Origin of the sequence: Apibacter sp. B2966 (assembly GCF_011082485.1) — a bacterium.
Lineage (GTDB): Bacteria > Bacteroidota > Bacteroidia > Flavobacteriales > Weeksellaceae > Apibacter.
Map to the genome: position 1 here is coordinate 1,438,123 of NZ_CP049714.1, position 18,655 is coordinate 1,456,777.

Sequence of the window (18,655 nt, forward strand, 5' to 3'; positions counted from 1 at the left end):
TAAACATTCCATAAAAAACTAAAGCATATTCATTTATACTAATTTAAATAAAGAATATGCTTTAGCGATATAACTTTTTAATTATTTTTAATCTTATCTTACTCCATGCATCATTTTTACTAGTACTTTATTTAATGCGATCATTAATACTCCACAAATGATTACAAATAATGAAATATATAAAAATATTTTACCTGCTCCTAAGGTTTCGACTGTAGAAGCTAAAAAGCCTCCTACTATATTCGCAATAAAGGATGCCATTAACCATACTCCCATTAATAGAGAAGCTAATTTAGGAGGTGCCAATTTTGTTACTACGGAAAGTCCGACAGGCGATAAACATAATTCCCCTATGGTATGAACAAGATACGTTAAAATTAACCACCATATACTCGCTTTAATGGTAACATCGGCTATATCGCCCCCTCGTTCCGCAACTGCTCCTAACATAAAGAAAAATCCAACCCCTAAAATTATCATTCCTAATCCCATTTTTAACGGAGTCGTTAGTTTTTGTCCTAATTTACTATTCCAAAAATACGCAAAGATCGGAGCTAAAACTACTATAAAAAATGGATTTACCGATTGGAATAATGAAGTGGGTATATTGTATTCTCCAATAAAAGGCAAATTTACATTTCTGTCAATAAATTTATCTGTATACAATGATAAAGATGAACCGGCTTGCTCAAATCCTGCAAAAAAGAAAATGGCAAAAAAGAAATAAATAAATATAACAGCAACTCTTTGTTTTTCATTTTTAGTTAGTGGAACGTTTGGATCAACATCACTATTTGTATCGTTTTTGGTGACTTTTCCTTGAGGTTTTAACCCTAGATCTCCTAAATATTTTTTCGCCAACGTATTATAGGTAATTTGCCCAAAAAACATTCCGACTGCAGCGGCGAGGAAACCATATTTATACCCATATGATATTATTTTTCCTGCGGCATCTCTTGTAGAGAAAATATCATCGGTCAATATTCCCACAATAATGGGAGCAATCAATGCTCCTAAATTTATGCCCATATAAAAAATAGAGAATGCTGAGTCTCTTTTAGGATCGCCATCTGCATATAAACCACCTACCAAAGTTGATATATTGGGTTTAAAAAATCCATTTCCTATAATTAGAAGGAATAACCCCACATACAGTCCACTTTGGGTATTTAATGAAAATAATGCCAGTTGCCCACACATCATTATAATTCCCCCTATTGTAATGGAATGTCTTTGTCCTAAATATTTATCCGCCAACCAACCTCCAATTAATGGAGTAAAATAAACAAACCCTGTAAAGAAACCATATATTAAGCTGGCTGTTTGAGCATCTATACCTAAACCTCCTTCTAAATAAGATTTTGTAAGATATAGTATTAAAATTCCTCTCATCCCATAATACGAAAATCGTTCCCACATTTCTGTTAAAAACAGTAGGTATAACCCTTTAGGATGCCCTTTTTTAACTTGAGTTTCTGTCATAATATAATTTATACTTAGTTTTACTTATTATTATTTAACTTCTTGCATTAATTTCCTTATCAAAGGAGAAAATAGAATTAAAGCAATACCTGTAATTAATGCATAATTGGCCAATTGTCCGAATCCTGTAGTATATGAATATAATTTAGTTACTAAAGATGCATTTTCATCCGGAGAAGACATTTCTGCCCCTAAAAGACCTGCTACATATTGTGCATAAGAACTGGCTAAGAACCACATTCCCATCATCATTCCTGACAAATTTTTGGGAGATAATTTGGTAACTATAGATAAGCCTACCGGAGATAAACAAAGTTCTGCGAACGTCATAACCAAATAGGCTATTGTAAAGATATTTAAAGATGTCATTCCGTTGGAATCGGCAAAATATCTTGTACTATATAAAATATAAAAAGAGCCGGAAAGAAATAAAAATCCCAATCCAAATTTTATTACCGTATTGGGCTCTAATTTTATTTTTGCCAACCATAGCCATAATAATCCAAATAAAGGACTTAAGATTATTACAAATAAAGCATTGGAGCTATTATTTACAATATTGGGATCAATATTAAAAAACAGTAATTTATGACTTAGGTTTCCTTCGGCAAAAATGGCCAAAGCTCCTCCACTTTGTTCAAAAAATGCAAAAAATAGTATTGAAAAAATAATTAAAATCATCGCAGCAACAAGTTTTTTTCTTATTTGTGCGCTTTTTATTTTAATAAGTTCTATAATAAACAAAGCTATTGCCAACGGACCAATGGTATACATAAAATAATCCGTGTATCGAGTATTATGTATCATGGCATAAATAACAGGTATGCATAATAATACTCCTAAGTACACAAACATCTCACGTGTTCTCCTGGTTGAAGGTTTCATATCTATCAATGGTGAGTCACCAATAGGTCCTAAATATTTTTTGGTTGCTAAGAAGATTAAAATACCTATTAGCATTACTATAGCTGCGGCTAAAAAGCATAAATTCCAGGAATGATATTTTCCCAAATAAACACATAAAACACCACCAAATAAGGCTCCTAAATTTATACCTGAATAAAACAATCCAAATCCTGCATCTCTTCGTGGATCTTTTTCACTGTATAAATCTCCAACCATAGTGGAAATGTTAGGCTTAAAAAATCCTGTTCCAATTATTGATAATGTTATTCCAAAATAAAAAAAATCATGTGGAGAATAAGCGATAATTAAATTACCTAAAACCATGGTTAAACCTCCAATGAAAAGAGATTTTTTAAATCCTAATATTTTATCTGCCAAAATCCCCCCAATAAAAGTAAAAGCGTAAATAAATGCTTGTATCGCTCCATATTTAAGGTTAGAATCTTTATCAGTAACTCCTAATTGACCCACCATAAAAATTGTAAGAACTCCTCTCATACCATAGAAGCAGAAACGTTCCCACATTTCAATCAAAAATAGATATATTAGCTGTTTTGGATATTTTCCGCGAAAATTATGAATTTCTTCTAGAGTAAGTTCTTTATTTTTTTGGATATTGTCATTCATATTATTATCACTGTTAGTAGTATTAATCGTTTTAAATTCATAAATGCTTAAAAATCAATTATTTAATTTTTTTAATTGATTTTTTACTATCAAAAATACTAAAAATTCCTAAAATCAAATAGAAGTATAAGCAATAATCTCAAAAATAATATAATTTATGAATAAAAAATAAAGCATATTTATTTTATTATCTAAATTTTTTTTTACTTAATAATGAAATAATTTTAAGCTATTATTACTAACAATAAATATAAAGGTATATATTTTTATGGATTTTTTAAACTAATTGGTATAAATATTTACTACAAACTATCATGTAAAATAATTTTCTAATTAGTTTAATCTATTATTAATTTTTTAATTCATCATATAATTACTTTTTAGTAGTTATTATATTATGAAATTTGAATTCTCTTAGCTAAAAAATCCATCAAAAAAGAGTTATAAAAGAAATAAAATCAATAAAACCTATTTCTTTAATTTATGATTTCAAAAGCTATTTAGTGTTACTATTTTTAAATAAGAAAGTCCTTATCGGGATTGAGATTATTTTAATAACATTGAAGAATATGTATTAAATATCATCATAGACAGTAAAGGTCTGATATAAAATTACGAGAGTTAGCTAATTGTTTAGCTAAATTAAAAGTTTATAAGTTTAAAAATCCACCAACCAAATAAACCACTCCAACCCAAAACAAAAAAAGCCTTGTATATTACCTATACAAAGCTTTCTTTTTTAAAAAACCGGCGGCTACCTACTCTCCCGCGTTTGCAGTACCATCAGCGCAAGTAGGCTTAACTTCTGTGTTCGAAATGGGAACAGGTGAGCCCTACCGCTATAACCACCCTAAATATCTTAATGGGATTTTATATAAATTTTGTAAACTCTTACGGCCAATTGTATTAACTTTTATTTTTTATTTTGGACGAAATCTCCGGGTAATTAGTACTACTCGGCTATGACATCACTGCCTTTACACCTGTAGCCTATCAACGTGGTATTCTCCCACGACCCTATATCGAATTCTTATCTTGTGGCGAGTTTCGCACTTATATGCTTTCAGTGCTTATCTCTTCCAAACTTAGCTACTCAGCGGTGAACCTGGCGGCACAACTGATACACCAGAGGTTTGTTCAACTCGGTCCTCTCGTACTAGAGTCAACTCCACGCAAAATTCTACGCCCGCAATAGATAGAGACCGAACTGTCTCACGACGTTCTGAACCCAGCTCGCGTGCCACTTTAATGGGCGAACAGCCCAACCCTTGGGACCTTCTCCAGCCCCAGGATGTGACGAGCCGACATCGAGGTGCCGAACCTCCCCGTCGATGTGAGCTCTTGGGGGAGACTAGCCTGTTATCCCCGGAGTACCTTTTATCCTATGAGCGATGGCCCTTCCATACGGAACCACCGGATCACTATGTCCTGCTTTCGCACCTGCTCGACTTGTCGGTCTTGCAGTCAAGCACCCTTATGCCATTACACTCTGCGCACGGTTGCCAAGCGTGCTGAGGGTACCTTTGAAAGCCTCCGTTACTCTTTTGGAGGCGACCACCCCAGTCAAACTACCCACCACGCAATGTCCTTCTGTTCAGAAGTTAGGCTCCAGATAAATAAAGGGTGGTATTTCAACGTCAACTCCTCGACTCCTGGCGAAGCCGATTCTCAGTTTCCCACCTATCCTACACATCATTTACCCGAAGTCAATACGAAGCTATAGTAAAGGTTCACAGGGTCTTTTCGTCCCATTGCGGGTAATCGGCATCTTCACCGATACTACAATTTCACCGAGCTCATGGTTGAGACAGTGCCCAGATCGTTACACCATTCGTGCAGGTCGGAACTTACCCGACAAGGAATTTCGCTACCTTAGGACCGTTATAGTTACGGCCGCCGTTTACTGGGGCTTCAGTCAAAGGCTTCGCTTGCGCTAACCTCCTTCCTTAACCTTCCAGCACCGGGCAGGTGTCAGACCCTATACGTCATCTTGCGATTTTGCAGAGTCCTGTGTTTTTGATAAACAGTCGCCTGGGCCTTTTCACTGCGGCTCCCTTTTTACGGGGAGCGACCTTTCTCCCGAAGTTACAGGTCTATTTTGCCTAGTTCCTTAACCATGATTCACTCGAGCGCCTTAGGATACTCTCCTCATCCACCTGTGTCGGTTTTGGTACGGGCGCTGTAAACTTGCCTTAGAAGTTTTTCTTGAGAGCTCTTACCTACACTATCCATTCCACCGTAGCTTCCTGGTACTTTCACTTTCGGCATCGGCAACGCATTTTACTATTGCTGATTTACCTACATGCTTTAACGTACTATTCCGTCAGTACGCGGTAGTGTCATTACTCTGTCACTCCATCGAATTTACAGCCGGTATCGGAATATTAACCGATTTCCCATCGATTGCTCCTCTCGGATTCACCTTAGGTCCCGACTTACCCTCAGCTGATTAGCATAGCTGAGGAAACCTTGGATTTTCGGCGTGAAGGTTTCTCACCTTCATTATCGTTACTTATGCCTACATTTTCTTTTCTATACGCTCCACAATAAGTCACCTTACTGATTCTGCGCATATAGAATGCTCCCCTACCGAAATTTTCATTTCGCATAGCTTCGGTAGTATACTTATGCCCGAGTATTATCCATGCCAAACCGCTCGACTAGTGAGCTGTTACGCACTCTTTAAATGAATGGCTGCTTCCAAGCCAACATCCTAGCTGTCTGGGCAGTCTGACCTCGTTTGTTCAACTTAGTATACATTTCGGGACCTTAGCTGTTGCTCTGGGTTCTTTCCCTCTCGGACATGGACCTTAGCACCCATGCCCTCACTGCTAAGAAACATATAATAGCATTCGGAGTTTGTCAGGATTTGGTAGGCGGTGAAACCCCCGCATCCAATCAGTAGCTCTACCTCTAGTATACTCTTTCTTAACGCTGCACCTAAATGCATTTCGGGGAGTACGAGCTATCTCCCAGTTTGATTAGCCTTTCACCCCTATCCACAGGTCATCCGAAGACTTTTCAACGTCAACCGGTTCGGTCCTCCACTTTGTGTTACCAAAGCTTCAACCTGCCCATGGATAGATCACAAGGTTTCGCGTCTAATCCCACTAACTAAACGCCCTATTCAGACTCGCTTTCGCTGCGGCTCCGTAGCTGAACTACTTAACCTCGCTAGTGAAATTAACTCGTAGGCTCATTATGCAAAAGGCACGCCGTCACATCTTACGATGCTCCGACCGCTTGTAGGCGTATGGTTTCAGGGTCTCTTTCATCTTTCTTTTCGAAATACTTTTCACCTTTCCCTCACGGTACTTGTTCGCTATCGGTCTTCAAGGAGTATTTAGCCTTGGAGGATGGTCCCCCCATGTTCAGACAGGATTTCACGTGTCCCGCCCTACTCTTTTTCATACATATCCAGATTTTACTTACAGGACTTTCACCTTCTTCGGTTGTTCTTTCCAAAACATTCTGCTATCTAATTACATACTTTTGGGCTATTCCGATTTCGCTCGCCACTACTCTCGGAATCTCGGTTGATTTCTTTTCCTCTTCCTACTTAGATGTTTCAGTTCGGAAGGTTTGCCTTCCCTTGCGGGAATACTATACTCTTGTATAGTGGGTTGCCCCATTCAGACATCTGCGGATCACTTCGTGTGTGCCAATCCCCGCAGCTTTTCGCAGCTTACCACGTCTTTCTTCGCCTCTTGAAGCCTAGGCATCCGCCATACGCCCTTAACGATTTCTTTTCCTTAGCCAATTATATTGGCCGCTCGGTTTATTTTTTTATATAAAATCCCAATAATGTCAATGATCCGTATATAACACTGGTTCTTTTTTACTACTTCTTTCGTTTTTAGAACCTTGTGGAGAATAAGGGAGTCGAACCCTTGACCTCCTGCGTGCAAGGCAGGCGCTCTAGCCAGCTGAGCTAATTCCCCTTGTTTCCCTTTGTAGTCTCAGGCAGACTCGAACTGCCGACCTCTACATTATCAGTGTAGCGCTCTAACCGGCTGAGCTATGAGACTGATTGATTTTTATTTTCCTCGTTGCTCCTTTTACTCTTCTTCTTATGTCTTACCTTTTCCTTACAGGGGCTTTTCAGGGGTGTTATATATCTTGTGTTTTTTAACTTTTTACTTACTTTTTTATTTGTTTAAGTAGGAAACACCTGGAAGTTGTTAGCTTCTTTTGGGGTTTTTATTCCTTGTTTTGACTTTTTGCTCTAAAAAAGAGATGTTCCAGCCGCACCTTCCGGTACGGCTACCTTGTTACGACTTAGCCCCAGTCACTAGTTTTACCCTAGGCAGCTCCTTTTACGGTCACCGACTTCAGGTACCCCCAGCTTCCATGGCTTGACGGGCGGTGTGTACAAGGCCCGGGAACGTATTCACCGCAGCATGGCTGATCTGCGATTACTAGCGATTCCAGCTTCATAGAGTCGAGTTGCAGACTCCAATCCGAACTGAGACCGGCTTTTGAGATTCGCATCTGGTTGCCCAGTAGCTGCCCTCTGTACCGGCCATTGTAGCACGTGTGTGGCCCAGGGCGTAAGGGCCGTGATGATTTGACGTCATCCCCACCTTCCTCGCGGTTTGCACCGGCAGTCTCATTAGAGTTCCCGACTTTAATCGCTGGCAACTAATGATAAGGGTTGCGCTCGTTATAGGACTTAACCTGACACCTCACGGCACGAGCTGACGACAACCATGCAGCACCTTGAAAATTGTCCGTAGAAATACTTATTTCTAAGTACGTCAATTCCCATTTAAGCCCTGGTAAGGTTCCTCGCGTATCATCGAATTAAACCACATGCTCCACCGCTTGTGCGGGCCCCCGTCAATTCCTTTGAGTTTCAACCTTGCGGTCGTACTCCCCAGGTGGGATACTTATTACTTTCGCTTAGTCACTGAGAAGTTAATCCCCAACAACGAGTATCCATCGTTTACGGCGTGGACTACCAGGGTATCTAATCCTGTTCGCTCCCCACGCTTTCGTCCATCAGCGTCAATCGGTATTTAGTAACCTGCCTTCGCAATCGGGGTTCTGTGTAATATCTATGCATTTCACCGCTACACTACACATTCCAGCTACTTCAATACTATTCAAGATTAACAGTATCAACGGCAGTTCTACAGTTAAGCTGCAGGTTTTCACCGCTGACTTATCAACCCGCCTACGGACCCTTTAAACCCAATAAATCCGGATAACGCTCGCATCCTCCGTATTACCGCGGCTGCTGGCACGGAGTTAGCCGATGCTTATTCGTATGGTACCTTCAGAACATTACACGTAATGTGGTTTATTCCCATACAAAAGAAGTTTAAAACCCATAGGGCTGTCGTCCTTCACGCGGGATGGCTGGATCAGGCTCTCACCCATTGTCCAATATTCCTCACTGCTGCCTCCCGTAGGAGTCTGGTCCGTGTCTCAGTTCCAGTGTGGGGGTTCACCCTCTCAGGCCCCCTAAGGATCATCGTCTTGGTAAGCCGTTACCTTACCAACTAACTAATCCTACGCATGCCTATCTGTATCCGATTAATCTTTTAATATCTGCCAATGCTGACTGATATGTTATCCGGTATTAATCCGGGTTTCCCCGGGCTATCCCGGTGATACAGGTAAGTTGCATACGCGTTACGCACCCGTACGCCGGTCTCTCTTGAAGCAAGCTCCAAAATACCCCTCGGCTTGCATGTGTTAGGCCTCCCGCTAGCGTTCATCCTGAGCCAGGATCAAACTCTCCATTGTAATTTCTTTGTTATTATCAATTTCAAGGCTTTTTCCCTAACTCAAAAGAATCTCTTTTCTTCCAGGTTGTGTTTTGCTACTTTTTATCTTTCGTAAGCTTTGTTTAAAAAACTTTTTATTTCAACGATCTTTTGCGCTAATCAGGTCCCTCATCTTCTGTTTTTCTCTTTCGTTGTTCCTGACTTGCGGGTGCAAAGATAGCTACTTTTTCTTTCCCCGCAAGTTTTTTTTTAATCTTTTTTTAATCTTTTTTGCTAAATAATCATTAATATACTGAATACGAACCACTTAACCTCCAAAAAAATTTTTAATTTTTTTCTATTTATTCCTGCTTCTCTCCTCATCATTCGTATTGGACCTTATGGGCTCGTTCTTATTCTTTTCTATTTTACTAACTTTATAGGTTGTATACTCTAATTGATAGTTTTGAATTCCTTTCCTCTAATGTTTTTATTCAAGTACTTTTTTATATATAGTAGACAGTACACTTTACTATTAATACTTTTTAATGTATCTTTTATTTAACATTATTGTTCTTTACGGAGTCTTTCCAGTTCTGCAGCTACTAAATGATGTGATATTGTTTTTTCTTTAAATATATTGAGTATCTCCTTCTTTTCTTTTTCCGTTGCTCCTAATTGATTTATTATATTGGTAAGATGCATTTTCATATGTCCTTTTTGAATTCCTGTTGTAATTAATGATCGTATTGCAGCAAAATTTTGAGCCAGTCCAGCAACTGCTACAATTTGCATAAGTTTTTCTGCTGAGGGATTATTTAATATTTGTAAGGATGCTATTACTAATGGATGAAGTTTCGTTAAGCCTCCAACTATTCCTAAGGATATAGGCAGATCAAGCCAAAAACGAAATTGATCGTTTTTAATTTCACAATGAGTTAAACTGGTGTATTTCCCTTTATGTGAGGCATAGGTATGTGCACATGCCTCAACTGCTCTAAAATCATTTCCTGTGGCTATTACTACAGAATCAACTCCATTCATAATTCCTTTATTGTGAGTAGCTGCTCTATAAGATTCTACTTCTGCTATTTCAACTGCTTGTTTAAACTTCCAGGCAAATTCCTCCGGAGGCATTCCGCTATCGTCCTTTAATTCTTTTATTTTACAGCTTACTTCCGCTCTCGCCATACAATCGGGTGTATAATTGGAAAGTATAGACATAATAATCTGCAGGCTGTTCTTTTCTTCTTTATTAAATATATTGGATTTTTGAAATTCTGTTTTAAATGTTGTTGAAAATTGTTCGAGGCATGAATTTATAAAGTTTGCTCCCATACTATCTTGTGTATTAAAAGAACCTTTTATCTGATAGTAGTTTTCAAGCTCGTTTGATTTATCAATTAATTCTATATTCACAATTCCTCCTCCTCTCATCTGCATATTCTTAGTGAGGTCCTTCGATTGTTTAATGAGTTCTTCTTTTAAATGGGTGTTAAACCATTGTAATAATTTACTCCCTTCTCCTTTATATATAAAGTGTATATGTCCTAATTTAGTGTTTCCTAAAAGTTTCGTTTTAAAACCTCCTTTATCTAACCAAAATTTAGCCGATTTGGAGGCAGCCGCTACTACTGAGCTTTCTTCTATAGCCATGGGCAAGGCATATATTTCATCATTTATTAAAAAATTAGGTGCTATACCATAGGGAAGATAAAAATTGCTTATAGTGTTTTCTGTAAATTCGTCATGTAGTTTTTGCAAATCAGCGTTATGATTCCAATACTGTTCTAATATATTTTTTAAATCTCCTGAACCTCCTCCGTATTGTTGATTTAGCCAGTTAATTTTTTGTTCTTTGTTTAGTTTTGAAAACCCTTCAATAATTTTACTTTTCATCTTATTACTTGATTAAGTCTTTAACAAAAGTAAAATATATAATTATATATCGTAATTATTTACATTTATTGTTCATGACATTTTGTTTTTTTAATACTATAGTTTAGTAACATTCTTTAGAGGTACAATCTTTTATATATAGTATAAGTAATCAAATTATATTTTTTTGAATATTTTTTTATACATTTTACTCTTTTTAAATTATTTTTTAATTTTAGAATTAAAATCCTCTATTTTGTTTACTTTTTTATATTTATTTTTTTAAACTTTTAGTATATATTTGTATTAAAACCTAAAAGTAAATGGAAAACCCATCCACTGCAGTCAATATTGAACAGAAATTAGCTTTTGATTTAGCCAACTATACTAACAAAAACATTTTTATAACCGGAAAGGCGGGAACGGGTAAAACCACTTTTTTAAAGGAATTGAAAAATTCTACTAGAAAAAACACTATTATCGTTGCTCCCACGGGAGTTGCAGCTATTAATGCGGGAGGGGTTACTATACATTCTTTATTCGGGTTTCCTCTTACAAGTTTTATTCCTGTTAATGACGGATGGATTGATCGGAATATTGCTATCACTAAATTAGAACTTCATCAACATTTTAGGTATAATAAAGATAAGAAAAAATTATTTTCGGAGGTTGAATTATTAATTATCGATGAAGTTTCCATGTTGCGTGCGGATATTCTTGATGCTATTAACTGGTCTTTGCAATACACAAGAAAAAATGCAGCTCCTTTTGGAGGTGTACAAATACTTATGATTGGAGACATGTATCAATTGCCTCCTGTAATAAAAGAGGAACAATGGAATCTTTTAAAGAATTATTATAAAAGCCTTTTTTTCTTTGATGCATTAGTTTTGCAAAATAATCCTCCGGTATGTATTGAATTCAAAAAAGTATACAGGCAAGATGATCCTGTTTTTATAAATTTATTGAATGCTATTCGATACCAGGATTTTGATTCTATTGATTTTGAATTACTTCATGAAAGATATGATCCTGATTTTATTCCGAAGGAACCCGGTTATATAACTTTGACAACTCATAATTCTATTGCTACTTCCATTAATGAGAATGAATTAAGAAAACTCAATAAACCTATTAAGTTTTTTGAGGCTATTGTAGATGGTGTATTTCCTGAAACCTCATATCCCACTGATATGGAATTGGTATTAAAAGAGGGCACTCAAATCATGTTCATTCGAAATGACAGCTCCGGCAACAGAAGGTATTTTAACGGAAAAATCGGTATTATTGAAAAAATTGAGGATTTTGAAATTTATGTTCGATTTGAAAATCAAAAAGAATCCTTTTTATTGGAACATGAAGTTTGGAAAAATATAAAATATAGTATTGATCCTGAAACGGGCAAGATTACGGAAGAAGTTTTGGGATCGTTTTCTCAATTTCCCATTCGACTTGCTTGGGCTGTAACCATCCATAAAAGTCAAGGGCTAACTTTTGATAAAGTTATTGTTGATGCAGGGAAATCTTTTGCTTCCGGCCAGGTTTATGTTGCCTTAAGCAGGTGCCGAACTTTGGAAGGAATTATTTTAAAATCTATTATAAGAAATCATAATATTATTCAAGATTCTAAGATAAATGAATTTCAAAATCAAATGTGGAATGTGCATGAGTTAGAAAATACTCTTAATGAAGAGAAATATAATTTTGGACTTGAAACTCTTTTTAAATCTTTATCGGTTCTTTCTTTAACTCATAGGATTCAGGATTGGCGCAAAATGACTATTGAAAAATCTATTCCTGAAAAACAACAGGTTTTGGATTTAATTACTTCTATTGATGAGTGCTTACATTCTCTTTTGTTAATCAATCAAAAATTTCAACGAAATATTTTTTCTCGTTTTAATTCATCAACTATTACCAATAAAGAGGAAATATGGCGAACTATCGAAATGAGAGCTAAAGACGCTGTGCAATATTTTGCTGATGAGCTTTTTCTTAGAGTTTGGAAACCTTTGCAAACTCATTATCTTGATTATAAAAATAAATCAAGAATTTCTCAATATCTAAAATTCATTTGTGAATTTGAAAATGATAGTAAAGTGAAAATAAAATATATACTTTCCACGAATCTTATTGATCAACGGATTACATATAAAGAATATGTTTTTACTTCTGATTCCGAAACTTTTTCAAAAGCCAATAAAAAAGAAGACACGGTTGATATAACTTTACAGCTTTTGCAAGAAGGAAAAAATCTTACAGAGGTAGCCAAAGTTAGAAATTTGACGGTTTCTACTATTAGCAATCATGTGGCTAAATTGATTTCTAAAAATAAAGTATCTGTATATGATTTTATCTCTGAGGAAAAGTATGTTTTGATTGAAAAAAAATTAGCTGAGTTAAATACTAAAGAATTAAAACTTATTAAGGAATCATTGGGAGAAGATGTTTCTTATGACGAAATTAAATTTGTACGAAGCGACTTGGGGATATAAATAAAGAATACTGTGAGTAACTGAATTTTATTTTTCAAGTACGCGTATATCTACTCTTCTGTTTTGTGCCTTACATTCAGGTGTATCATTAGCATCACAAACCGGATGCTGTGATCCATATCCTTCAGATGATATTCTTTCTGTTTGTACTCCTGATTTGATTAATTCTTCTTGAACGATTTTTGCTCTATCTTCTGAAACTTTTTTATTAGTTTCTTCTGATCCGGTAGTATCGGTATATCCTCCAATTTTAACTTTAGCTTTAGGAAATGCTTTTAAAATTTGCGCTAAATTTTTTATTTGTTTTCCTGATTCTGTAGTTAAAGTGGTTTTACCTGTATCAAAATATACTCGATCTAATGTAATCCAGCCTTTGGTTTTATCTTCACTTACATTTAGAGTTGAATCTTTTAGAAAATTAAACAATTTAGCCTCGGTTGAATTGTTTCCTACTTCGAAAATTTCTTCTCCGTTCGGAAGTTTTATGGTAAATATATCCCCGGTTTCATATATAAAATTTCCTGTTGCAGGATCTAAAGCACCTTGAATGACTGTACCAATTTTATCTACTTCAACCGATTGTTCTTTTTCTAATTTTTCTTTTTCTGCCTGTTGTTTTATTAGTTCTTCTTTTTTATCTCTGTCACATTCACAACTTGCTATAGTACAAACTATTGTTAAAGCTCCTAAAAAGTTTACAAGGGATTTATATAAATTTTTATTCATATTAATAATTTAATGTAAAAAAATTAACTCACAGTATTATTTATTAAGAAGGTAAATTTACATTAATCTTTTAATTAAGATTATCTAAGAAATGATTTTTTTTGTTCAAGTTATTCTTAAATATTTTTAGGCTACATATACTATTTAATTTAGCTTAAATTTAAGTAATTTGTTACTCTCAAATACATTTATAAAAAATACGATAAAGTATAGATACATTTTTAAATTTTAAAAACTAAATTTGTCGTAAATTACATTGCATGTTTAAACAGATCTTTAATATTATAATATTTCATAAGGACGACGGATGCGAGACAGAGCTTGATGATGAGGAACAATATTCTTTAAAATTATTTCTAAAATATTTATTCGATTTAAAAGAAAATGTCTTCAAACCAATTATCAAAGATGAATTTCAATGGAATAAATAGGCTGTCTTAAAACGGAAGAAGGCAAGCCCGACTATAAAAGGTTTTGTACTCCAACAATATATAAATATGGGAATAAAAAATGCAAAAAATACCTTATCGTATTTCAGAAACATATGTAAATATCTATCCCTTAACTATTAAAACTAATTTTTATGTTCGTACTTTCTCAAAATAAAAACCAACTGTCTGAACTAAAAGAAAAGCCTTTTAAATTGGAAAAGGAAATTCAATTATTATTTGAAAATAATATGGAAATCTTAACAGGATTAAAGTATATTAAATCGGAATTTACGATTAAAAATAGCCGGATTGATACCCTTGCTTTTGACATAGAAAGTAAAGCCTTTGTTATCATTGAGTATAAAAGAGAACGGAATTACAGTATTATAGACCAGGGCGTTTCTTATCTTAATCTGATGCTTGAGTATAAAGCCGATTTTATTGTCGAATATAATGAAACCCAAAAGCATTCCATTAAAAGGAATGAGGTGGATTGGTCGCAGAGCCGAATAATTTTTGTTTCCCCTTTCTTTACCGAATTTCAGAAACAGTCTTCCAATTTTAAGGATTTAGCAATAGAATTATGGGAAATTAAACGTTATGAAAATAATAGTCTCATAATAAATCCGATAAAAAAATCGAAATCAGCTCCTAGTATTAAACAGATACAAAGTGACAGAAACTCTAAAATATCAAGAGTAACAAACGCTATAAAAGTATTTACAGAAGAGGATCATTTGGATCATAAATCCGAAGAGGTTAAAGAATTATACGAAATGTATAAAAATGCGATTTTAAACCTTCCTGCTAATATTGAAATAGAGCCTAAAAAACTATATATTGCTTTCAAAAAAGATAAAAATATTGCAGATATTGTACTATTAAAAAAAGGGTTGAAAATTTTTATAAATAAGAAAAGTGGAGAATTGGATGATCCTAAAAAATTGACGAGAGATGTATCTAAAATCGGACATTGGGGAAATGGGGATTATGAACTTATTGTTGAGGATACGCATAACTTAGAATATATTATGAGTTTAATAAAACAAGCTTTATAGATTAAAATATATCTATTTTTCTAATTATATCATTTTTTATTATATTATCTAACCTGCTCTACATAATTATTTAATAATATTTATATCAAAAATAAATCCGATATACAAACTAAAAAAGTAATTCTTCTCATTATTCAGAAAATTATAGGTAGCTATTTCAAATTCTTTATTTACAACGATTTCATTAGATTTATTTTTTAATAAAATCTTTAGTAACAATTATCTATTTCAACCATTTTAAGAACATAATAATGAACTATTATTTTATAATAAATAAAAAAACTTCTATAATTAAAATTTATAGAAGTTTAAAAATATTTTTAGAGTAATAAACTACTCTTGAAGATTGTGATCGCGAAAGGATTCGAACCTTTGACCGTCTGCTTAGAAGGCAGATGCTCTATCCAGCTGAGCTACGCGACCTCCTTTCGGATTTTAATAATGTCGGGGTGACAGGACTCGAACCTGCGACCCTCTGGTCCCAAACCAGATGCGCTACCACCTGCGCTACACCCCGAATATACCTTGTGTGTTAATGCGGAGAGTGTGGGATTCGAACCCACGCGACAGTTTCCTGTCGACAGTTTAGCAAACTGCTCCGTTAACCACTCCGGCAACTCTCCAAATTTAGTCCGAATTCCAACTAATTTGGAGTGCAAAAGTAAGTGTAAGATTTTACTTATGCAAGTATTTTTTTAAAATTTTTGACTTATAATTATTTTACTGTTTTTTAACTTTGTTATTATATAATAAAATAAATGATACAAATAATAAAATTCAACATTTTGTGTTGTACACTCTTCTTCTTAGTAAGCTGTGGATCACAAAAAAAGATTATCGTTGATAGCAAGGTTATTAGAGATACTATATATATAACCCATGCTAATCCTAAATATCATATTATTACCGAAGCCAACCTTCCGGAATATGTTATTTCTCAAAAAAATTTCCCTTCCGTCGCATTTAATGAAAGAATTAAATTTTTAGTCTTACACTATACTGTTTCAGATTATCCAACCTCTGTTAAGATATTGGCTAAAAAGGGACAAGTAAGCGCTCATTATTTAATCACCGATCAGCCGAACGATACCATTGATATCTTAGTTAGTGAGGACAAAAGAGCCTGGCATGCGGGAGTGAGCTCATGGAACGGAACAGAAAATTTAAATGATACCTCCATAGGTATTGAAATAGTAAATAAAGGATACACTAAAATAAAAGATTCATTAATATTTACTTATTTTCCAAAATATCAGATTAAGAAAGTTGCGACTTTATCCAAGAACATTATTAATCGTTACGAGATTGACCCTGTGAATGTTGTGGGGCACAGTGATATAGCCCCGTTAAGAAAACAAGATCCCGGGCCAATGTTTCCTTGGAAAGAGTTATATACTCAGTATGGAATTGGAGCTTGGTATGAGGAGTATGACAAAGAGTATTATTTGACTCAATATATTCCGGATACCTACCCTTACAGCTCTCCGTTGGAATTTCAGAAAGCACTTAAAAAATACGGTTATAAAATAGATTTAACCGGAGAATGGGACAAAAATACATTTCTAACTATCCGTGCATTTCAATGGCATTTCAGACCTGAAAAGGCTGATGGCAATGTAGATGCTGAAACTTGGGCTATTTTACAAGCCTTGAATAAAAAATATCGTTCCAATACTAAATAACTTTATAATTTTATCAAAAAATTAATTTCATGTCACACCACTCAGGATTTGTCAGCATTGTAGGTAAACCCAATGTAGGAAAATCCACTTTGATAAATCAATTAATAGGAGAAAAGCTATCCATCGTAACTCCAAAAGTACAAACTACTCGTCATCGAGTATATGGAATTTGGAATGATGAAAATACACAAATTATATTTTCCGATACCCCCGGAATCATACAAAATCCTGCTTATGAATTGCAGGAAAAAATGAATGATTTTGTAAAAGAGTCTTTTGAAGATGCTGATTTGATTTTATTTATCACAGAATTTGGCGAAGAAAAAAATCCTTCTGAATTTTTAGTTAAAAAATTAAATTCGGTAAAAATACCTGTTATTGTATTACTAAATAAAGTTGATAAAGCTAAAGATGCTTCAACTATATCAGAAAGCGTTGCATTTTGGCATAACCAATTACCAAATGCAGAAATTCTTCCTATATCTGCCTTACATTCTCTCAATACCGAATTAATTCTTCCAAAAATTAAAAGTTTATTGCCGGAAATGCCTCCTTATTATGATAAAGAACAATTTACTACCTTATCGGAACGTTTTTTTGTGAACGAGACCGTTCGAGAAAAAATATTGCTTAATTATCAAAAAGAGATTCCTTATTCTGTAGAAGTAGTTACCGAAAGCTTTAAAGAAGAAGATCATATTATCCGTATTGAATCGACTATTTATGTAGAAAGAAACACACAAAAAGGCATTCTTATCGGTCATAAAGGACAAAAAATTCAAAAAGTAGGGACGGAAGCTCGGCTAGACTTAGAAAAATTTTTTAATAAAAAGATTTTCCTCAACCTTTATGTCAAAGTAAAAAAAGATTGGAGATCCAATGATCGGGATTTAAAAAATTTCGGATATACAAATAAATAAGATTAAATAACTGGTTGACAGGTTTACTTATTTTTTTGTGCTATTTTCATTAAAAGTACTTTTCACATTTTTATTAATCCTTATTTTTTCAACACTTATTGTTACCTTTGTCGAAATTTGAAGACTTTACCATGAATAAATATATAAAACTTGTTATTGCAGCCCTCATAATCGGATTGGGCATTTATCTGATGTTTAATCGTCAAATAGGATTAGGAATTCTATTGGTTATTCTTTCTGCCCTGCCTATTTTATTATTTTTCAGAAACGAATATATTTTATTAGCTTTTTGGAAACTGAGAAAACAAGATCTTGTAGGTGCTCGTTCCTGGTTGGACAAAATTACTAATGTGAAAAGTCAATTAGTAAGAAAACAATACGGATATTATAACTATCTTATGGGGATTACTGAGGCTCAAGGCAATGCTGCTAAGGCCGAATCGTATATGAAAACAGCTTTGGATTACGGTTTAAGCTTTAAACACGATCGCGCATTGGCTACACTAAATTTGGCGGCAGGAGCTATGATGAGAGGTAATAAAAATGAGGCAGAACGTTTTTTAAGTGAAGCTAAAAAATTAGATACTTCCAACATGTTGGGAGATCAAATTAAAATGATGAAAGAACAAATGAAAAGAGTAAATGTTTCGAGAAGCAATATGATCAACCCTCAAATGAGAAGTCGTTCTAAATTCATGAAATAATTAATTTTAGCTTATATTTGTATCACACATTTCAT

At 34.5% G+C, this 18,655-nt stretch carries 10 protein-coding genes, 5 tRNA genes and 3 rRNA genes; 6 read left to right on the forward strand and 12 right to left on the reverse strand.

Annotated elements, in window-relative coordinates; translation table 11 throughout:
- Positions 1-93 precede the first annotated feature (93 nt).
- The 8 genes from G8C43_RS06240 to G8C43_RS06275 all read right to left on the reverse strand — a co-directional run bounded on the left by G8C43_RS06240 (position 94) and on the right by G8C43_RS06275 (position 10,625).
- Positions 94-1,482 carry a peptide MFS transporter gene (locus tag G8C43_RS06240; RefSeq protein ID WP_160564768.1) on the reverse strand — a complete coding sequence of 463 codons (1,389 nt, stop codon included), beginning with the start codon at positions 1,480-1,482 and terminating at the stop codon, positions 94-96.
- A gap of 30 nt (positions 1,483-1,512) precedes the next feature.
- Positions 1,513-3,015, reverse strand: a complete 1,503-nt coding sequence (locus G8C43_RS06245; protein ID WP_185152349.1) for a peptide MFS transporter — start codon at positions 3,013-3,015, stop codon at positions 1,513-1,515.
- A gap of 745 nt (positions 3,016-3,760) precedes the next feature.
- Positions 3,761-3,868: ribosomal RNA gene (gene rrf, locus G8C43_RS06250) — 5S ribosomal RNA — on the reverse strand.
- 73 nt (positions 3,869-3,941) lie between these two features.
- Positions 3,942-6,764 (reverse strand): 23S ribosomal RNA (locus G8C43_RS06255).
- A 118-nt stretch (positions 6,765-6,882) separates the two neighbouring features.
- A tRNA-Ala gene (locus G8C43_RS06260) sits at positions 6,883-6,956 on the reverse strand.
- Positions 6,957-6,969: 13 nt separating this feature from the next.
- Positions 6,970-7,043 (reverse strand) — tRNA-Ile (locus tag G8C43_RS06265).
- Between the two features lie 201 nt (positions 7,044-7,244).
- Positions 7,245-8,766, reverse strand: a 16S ribosomal RNA gene (locus G8C43_RS06270).
- Together the 16S, 23S and 5S rRNA genes with 2 tRNA genes alongside form the textbook arrangement of a ribosomal RNA operon.
- Positions 8,767-9,293: 527 nt before the next feature.
- Complete coding sequence (locus G8C43_RS06275; protein WP_166004853.1) at positions 9,294-10,625, reverse strand: hydroxymethylglutaryl-CoA reductase; 1,332 nt, start codon at positions 10,623-10,625, stop codon at positions 9,294-9,296.
- 302 nt (positions 10,626-10,927) lie between these two features.
- Here G8C43_RS06275 and G8C43_RS06280 point away from each other — a divergent pair, with 302 nt between their 5' ends.
- Positions 10,928-13,099: a helix-turn-helix domain-containing protein gene (locus tag G8C43_RS06280; protein WP_166004855.1), complete on the forward strand. Its 2,172-nt coding sequence runs from the start codon at positions 10,928-10,930 to the stop codon at positions 13,097-13,099.
- 27 nt (positions 13,100-13,126) lie between these two features.
- Here G8C43_RS06280 and G8C43_RS06285 read toward each other — a convergent pair whose 3' ends face one another.
- Positions 13,127-13,825: an OmpA family protein gene (locus tag G8C43_RS06285; protein ID WP_166004857.1), complete on the reverse strand. Its 699-nt coding sequence runs from the start codon at positions 13,823-13,825 to the stop codon at positions 13,127-13,129.
- Between the two features lie 260 nt (positions 13,826-14,085).
- Between G8C43_RS06285 and G8C43_RS06290 the strand changes: the two genes are divergently transcribed.
- Together G8C43_RS06290 and G8C43_RS06295 are read left to right on the forward strand one after the other, a co-directional pair.
- Positions 14,086-14,256, forward strand: coding sequence for a hypothetical protein (locus tag G8C43_RS06290; protein ID WP_166004859.1), 171 nt, complete (start codon positions 14,086-14,088; stop codon positions 14,254-14,256).
- Positions 14,257-14,408: 152 nt separating this feature from the next.
- Positions 14,409-15,314, forward strand: a complete 906-nt coding sequence (locus G8C43_RS06295; protein WP_166004861.1) for a DUF5655 domain-containing protein — start codon at positions 14,409-14,411, stop codon at positions 15,312-15,314.
- Between the two features lie 349 nt (positions 15,315-15,663).
- Here G8C43_RS06295 and G8C43_RS06300 read toward each other — a convergent pair.
- The 3 genes from G8C43_RS06300 to G8C43_RS06310 form a co-directional block, all read right to left on the reverse strand.
- A tRNA-Arg gene (locus tag G8C43_RS06300) sits at positions 15,664-15,737 on the reverse strand.
- Between the two features lie 21 nt (positions 15,738-15,758).
- Positions 15,759-15,831: transfer RNA gene (locus G8C43_RS06305), tRNA-Pro, on the reverse strand.
- A 21-nt stretch (positions 15,832-15,852) separates the two neighbouring features.
- Positions 15,853-15,937, reverse strand: a tRNA-Ser gene (locus G8C43_RS06310).
- A gap of 135 nt (positions 15,938-16,072) precedes the next feature.
- Here G8C43_RS06310 and G8C43_RS06315 point away from each other — a divergent pair.
- The 3 genes from G8C43_RS06315 (at position 16,073) to G8C43_RS06325 (ending at position 18,620) form a co-directional block, all read left to right on the forward strand.
- The gene (locus G8C43_RS06315; RefSeq protein WP_166004863.1) at positions 16,073-16,996 is read left to right on the forward strand and encodes an N-acetylmuramoyl-L-alanine amidase; all 924 of its coding nucleotides are present in this window, start codon (positions 16,073-16,075) and stop codon (positions 16,994-16,996) included.
- Between the two features lie 29 nt (positions 16,997-17,025).
- Positions 17,026-17,916 (forward strand): GTPase Era, encoded by an 891-nt coding sequence (era, locus tag G8C43_RS06320; RefSeq protein ID WP_105296571.1) that lies wholly within the window; start codon positions 17,026-17,028, stop codon positions 17,914-17,916.
- Between the two features lie 131 nt (positions 17,917-18,047).
- Complete coding sequence (locus tag G8C43_RS06325) at positions 18,048-18,620, forward strand: DUF2892 domain-containing protein (RefSeq protein WP_166004866.1); 573 nt, start codon at positions 18,048-18,050, stop codon at positions 18,618-18,620.
- Positions 18,621-18,655: the final 35 nt, after the last annotated feature.

Bases quoted from the DNA above. Each gene is read 5' to 3' on its own strand.
- G8C43_RS06315 (WP_166004863.1), top strand. From the start codon at position 16,073: ATGATACAAATAATAAAATTCAACATTTTGTGTTGTACACTCTTCTTC.
- G8C43_RS06240 (WP_160564768.1), bottom strand. From the start codon at position 1,482: ATGACAGAAACTCAAGTTAAAAAAGGGCATCCTAAAGGGTTATACCTA.
- G8C43_RS06295 (WP_166004861.1), top strand. From the start codon at position 14,409: ATGTTCGTACTTTCTCAAAATAAAAACCAACTGTCTGAACTAAAAGAA.
- era (WP_105296571.1), top strand. From the start codon at position 17,026: ATGTCACACCACTCAGGATTTGTCAGCATTGTAGGTAAACCCAATGTA.
- G8C43_RS06325 (WP_166004866.1), top strand. From the start codon at position 18,048: ATGAATAAATATATAAAACTTGTTATTGCAGCCCTCATAATCGGATTG.
- G8C43_RS06290 (WP_166004859.1), top strand. From the start codon at position 14,086: ATGTTTAAACAGATCTTTAATATTATAATATTTCATAAGGACGACGGA.
- G8C43_RS06280 (WP_166004855.1), top strand. From the start codon at position 10,928: ATGGAAAACCCATCCACTGCAGTCAATATTGAACAGAAATTAGCTTTT.
- G8C43_RS06285 (WP_166004857.1), bottom strand. From the start codon at position 13,825: ATGAATAAAAATTTATATAAATCCCTTGTAAACTTTTTAGGAGCTTTA.
- G8C43_RS06245 (WP_185152349.1), bottom strand. From the start codon at position 3,015: ATGAATGACAATATCCAAAAAAATAAAGAACTTACTCTAGAAGAAATT.
- G8C43_RS06275 (WP_166004853.1), bottom strand. From the start codon at position 10,625: ATGAAAAGTAAAATTATTGAAGGGTTTTCAAAACTAAACAAAGAACAA.